General features: G+C 56.2%; 5 protein-coding genes and 1 pseudogene. 4 read left to right on the top strand and 2 right to left on the bottom strand.

From position 1 onward, the window contains the following. Nucleotides 1-788, bottom strand: a 788-nt coding sequence (locus ACXJ5O_RS21730) for a trypsin-like peptidase domain-containing protein (protein ID WP_457301708.1), incomplete at its 3' end; no start/stop codon positions are given. A 193-nt stretch (nt 789-981) separates the two neighbouring features. On the opposite strand from ACXJ5O_RS21730, the gene ACXJ5O_RS21725 reads away from it, so the two are divergent. The 4 genes and pseudogenes from ACXJ5O_RS21725 (at nt 982) to ACXJ5O_RS21710 (ending at nt 2,960) form a co-directional block, all read left to right on the top strand. Further along, nucleotides 982-1,788, top strand: a complete 807-nt coding sequence (locus ACXJ5O_RS21725) for an AraC family transcriptional regulator (RefSeq protein WP_457301707.1) — start codon at nt 982-984, stop codon at nt 1,786-1,788. 89 nt (nt 1,789-1,877) lie between these two features. Continuing rightward, on the top strand, nt 1,878-2,489 hold the full coding sequence (locus ACXJ5O_RS21720) for a LysE family translocator (protein WP_457301706.1): 612 nt from the start codon (nt 1,878-1,880) through the stop codon (nt 2,487-2,489). 177 nt (nt 2,490-2,666) lie between these two features. Further along, a pseudogene (locus ACXJ5O_RS21715) lies at nt 2,667-2,804 on the top strand (type II toxin-antitoxin system HicB family antitoxin); the annotation flags it as partial. Further along, nucleotides 2,796-2,960, top strand: coding sequence for a toxin-antitoxin system HicB family antitoxin (locus ACXJ5O_RS21710; RefSeq protein ID WP_457301705.1), 165 nt, complete (start codon nt 2,796-2,798; stop codon nt 2,958-2,960). The pseudogene ACXJ5O_RS21715 and the gene ACXJ5O_RS21710, both read left to right, overlap by 9 nt. 83 nt (nt 2,961-3,043) lie before the next feature. Here the strand turns inward: ACXJ5O_RS21710 and rplQ are convergent, their stop codons facing one another. After that, nucleotides 3,044-3,472, bottom strand: a complete 429-nt coding sequence (gene rplQ, locus ACXJ5O_RS21705) for a 50S ribosomal protein L17 (RefSeq protein ID WP_114429386.1) — start codon at nt 3,470-3,472, stop codon at nt 3,044-3,046. Between the last annotated feature and the right edge of the window lie 114 nt (nt 3,473-3,586).

Genomic DNA, 3,586 nt, shown 5'->3' with positions numbered 1-3,586 from the left:
ACAACGGCGCGTACCATATTGGCCGGAATAGCAAAACCGATGCCGACCGACCCGCCGGAGCGCGAAAAGATCGCCGTGTTGATACCGATAAGCTTGCCATCCATGCCGATCAGCGCGCCACCCGAATTGCCGGGATTGATCGCCGCATCGGTCTGGATAAAGAAGTCGAAATCTGAAATGCCAACCCGCGTGCGCGCCTGCGCCGAAACGATGCCGCTCGTCACTGTCTGACCGACGCCGAAGGGATTGCCAATGGCGAGTACAAGATCACCGACTTCGACCTTGTCAGAATCCCCCAATCCCAAAGACGGCAATGGCTCGCCCGCGTCGATCTTCAAAATTGCGAGATCTGTCGACTCGTCTTTCAGCAGAACTTTCGAGTCGAACTCACGCCCGTCGGATAGTGCAACTTTCACCGTGTCGGCATCGCGGATCACGTGATTGTTGGTGACGATGATCCCGGAAGGATCGGTAATCACGCCTGAACCAAKTGACGATTGCACACGCGGCGGTGCTTTGAATTGTCCGCCACCGAAGAATTGCTCGAAGAAGGGATCACCGGCAAAGGGCGAGCGTGTCTGCACCTCATGTGCTGCATAGACGTTCACCACCGCACCCGCCGTCTGCTTCACCAGCGGCGCAAAGGAGAGCTGCAGCTCGCTATGCGTCGTAGGCAACTGCTTGGTCGTATCCGTCGCTGTTTGCGCATGAAGCGGCATCACCATTCCGGAAAACACAGCGGTACAAAGGAAAAGGGCCCGCGCTGATGCAGCGGCTTTGGAACTCATATCAATCTCCCGGTACATGATGAATCAATAAAACTGTCTCGACCAATGTGGTGATTTTGCACCGAGATACCAGCGAAGAAACAAAGCAAATTTGAGACATAAGGTACCATCAGGAACATGTGAGACGCGATCTTCATCGATCGCTGCGTTTGGGGTATGGTTTAAAGGATCAGGTGTCATAAGAAATGAGGACATGCCAAAAGGCCAGTTCAAGATATTTCCATGCGAAGTTGCCGGTATCGAGGTGGTCGAAGCTTCCACGAACCATGCCTTTCCACGCCATTCGCATGAGCAATATGGAATCGGCGTTATCCATCAGGGCGCGCAGAAATCCCTGAGCGGCCGCGGCCAAGTGGAGGCAGGTCCCGGCGACATCATCACCGTCAACCCGGGCGAGGTGCATGACGGCATGCCGATCGGCGATGTCGGACGTTCATGGCGCATGCTCTATTTCGATCCGGCGATCATCAGCGAAGCCATCGACGACATGAATGAAGGCGCCATCAAGACCCGCGAGTTCATCCGGCCTGTGATGAGCAACGCAGGTGTCGCGGCTGTTTTCCAACGCCTCTTCTCCATCATGACAACCGCTAATTCGCCTGATCTCCAACGCGAAGAACTGTTGTTGCAATTGCTTCCTACGATTACCCGCGAACGCAATGAACCAGAGGGTTCAGGCCAGGCTTCCGCAGCCATCCACCGCGCAAGGAGTTTCATCGATGATGCGCCGGCTTTCCCCGTAACGTTGACTGATCTTGCGCGAACAAGTGGATTGAGCCGGTTTCAGGTTCTGCGCGGCTTTGTCAAAGCGACGGGCTTCACACCACATGCCTATCTTATGCAACGCCGGACCGACTTTGCCCGCCGTCTCATTGCGAATGGATCGCCGTTAGCCGATGCAGCCGCCACGAGCGGTTTCGCTGATCAGAGCCACATGACCCGCCTGTTCGTGCGCAAATATGGATTCTCTCCCGGCGCTTACGCCACCGCTTTTGCCTGATTTTCCGCTCCAGCTGCAATCCTGTTCAAGACGAACATCTCCCGATCGGCTTCAGTACAACCACTGAAGTACTCAGAAGGAGAACCGTTGTGGGCCTCGAATTCCTCATCACTTCATTGATCATCGTCATCTCGCCCGGTACGGGTGTCGTCTACACCTTGGCGACAGGTCTCGCGCGCGGCGCACGGGCCAGTGCCGCGGCGGCTTTCGGCTGTACCATCGGCATCATTCCGCACATGGCGGCAGCTATCGGAGGGCTGGCGGCAATTCTCCACACCAGTGCTCTCGCCTTCCACACTTTCAAATATGCCGGCGTTGTCTATCTGCTCTATATGGCCTGGAACGCTTTGTGCGAGAAAGGCTCGCTGAATGTCGACAGCGAAGCTGGAGAAAAGTCGCTGATGCAGGTGACGATCACCGCGATCCTTATCAATATCCTCAACCCGAAACTGTCGATTTTCTTCCTGGCATTCCTGCCGCAATTCGTCAGCGCCACGGAGCCGCATCCCCTCCGGCGCATGCTTGTCTTAAGCGCCGCTTTCATGCTGATGACCTTCGTCGTGTTCGTCGGCTACGGCCTTTTCGCCGCCTCGGTCCGCGATCAGGTCATCTCGCGTCCGCGCATCTTGACGTGGATGCGCCGCAGTTTCGCCGGAGCGTTTGTTGCGCTGGGCGTAAAGCTGGCGCTTGCCGATCGCTGAAGGTTGCGCAGACTCTATCTCGAACTAAGGGATAATTTTCCGATCACCAGACTTTAGCTAGTCTCGACATCGCGGCAAAAGGAGCAGCGATGGATCGCATTGGAGAAGCAGATGGCGAATAAGCGCCAAACATTACCGCGTTTTGAAATCTGACCCCTCACAGAAGAGGAAGGCAGCGGCTATCTCGTAGAGTTCCCCGACTATCCGGGATGCGTAACGGATGGTGAAACACCGGAAGCCGCACTTCAGGAGGGACGGGATGCTCTCAAATCTTATGTTGAGACATTGAAGGAACTGGGCCGAGCAGTGCCAGAGGTCGGCGAAGTGTACGGCGGCCAATGGCGCCAGCGCGTACCGAAATCGCTCCACGCGGCCCTCGCCCGGCGCGCTGACCGCGAAGGCGTTTCACTCAATATGCTGGCAACAGCACTGCTCGCCGAAGGGCTTGGCAGGAAAGCAACGTCCGACTAGTGCCTCTTGTGAAATACCAAGACAAACAGAAAAAGGGAGCGTGAGCTCCCTTCTCAATTCTCAATTCCAGGTCGAAGCGTTGCTTACGCTGCTTCGGCTTCGTTTTCGCGTTCGGCTTCAACGCGGGCCAAATCCTTGGAACCCTTAGCGTTGACATCGCGATCGACGAATTCGACAACTGCGAGCGGTGCATTGTCACCGGCGCGGAAGCCTGCCTTCATGATGCGGATGTAGCCGCCATTGCGCTGGCCATAGCGCGGAGCAAGCGTATCGAACAGCTTGGCTACGAGCTTGGCATCGCGGATGGCCGAAATGGCCTGACGACGAGCGTGCAGATCACCGCGCTTGCCGAGCGTGACAAGCTTTTCAACGATGGGACGAATTTCCTTGGCCTTGGGCAGCGTTGTCACGATCTGCTCATGCTCGATCAGTGATGCAGCCATATTGGCAAACATCGCCTTGCGATGGCTGGCAGTCCGGTTAAGCTTGCGGCCTGAATTACCGTGGCGCATGAGCCTTCTCCTTAGTTTCTCTTTTTCGGGCTCATGGCCCGGGCTTTAAATTCGGGCTGAGCCCGGGTGGTTTATTTATCGCAATTCCCGTTGGAAAACCGGCGTCCAGTTTTC

The organism is Phyllobacterium sp. P5_D12, from assembly GCF_054049495.1.
This window is presented reverse-complemented; position numbering and strand designations above follow the sequence as displayed.

Coding starts and splice junctions, on each gene's coding strand:
- ACXJ5O_RS21725 (WP_457301707.1), top strand. CDS start 982: ATGCCAAAAGGCCAGTTCAAGATATTTCCATGCGAAGTTGCCGGTATC.
- rplQ (WP_114429386.1), bottom strand. CDS start 3,472: ATGCGCCACGGTAATTCAGGCCGCAAGCTTAACCGGACTGCCAGCCAT.